Annotated in this window: 1 pseudogene; it reads left to right on the top strand. The window is 68.5% G+C overall.

Going from position 1 to position 518, the window contains the following annotated elements:
* Window positions 1–518: pseudogene (locus F3J45_RS29705) on the top strand (non-ribosomal peptide synthetase); the annotation flags it as partial.

The following is a 518-nucleotide window of genomic DNA, read 5'->3' on the forward strand; positions in this document are numbered from 1 at the left end:
ACCTGGCGGGCGTCAGCCTGCGCGACGCTGCCCATGCCACCCACCAGCGCCTGAGCGCGCTGCTGGCCCATGAGCACGCCTCGCTGGCCCTGGCCCAGCGCTGCAGCGGCGTGGCGGCGCCATTGCCACTGTTCAGTGCGATGCTCAACTACCGCCACAGCAGCCAGGCCACCGCCAGCCAGAAGCAGGCGACCGAGGGCATCTCCACCCTGGAAAGCCAGGAGCGCAGCAACTATCCGCTGGGGCTGAACGTGGATGATACCGGCGAAGGCTTCCGCCTGGTCGCCATGACCCCGGCCGAGGTCGGCGCGGCGCGTATCTGCGGGCAGATGAACCAGGTGCTGGAGGCCATGGTTGCGGCGTTGGAGCAGGAGCCGGAGCTGTTGCTGCAGCGCCTGCCGGTGTTGCAGGCCGAGGAGCGCCAGCGGGTACTGGTGGAATTCAACGACACGGCGGTCGCTTACGACCTTGAGCAGACCCTGCATGGGATGATCGAGGCGCAGGTGCTGCGTTCGCCC

Source organism: Pantoea sp. Ap-967 (assembly GCF_011752565.1).
In the GTDB taxonomy this organism is placed as follows: domain Bacteria; phylum Pseudomonadota; class Gammaproteobacteria; order Pseudomonadales; family Pseudomonadaceae; genus Aquipseudomonas.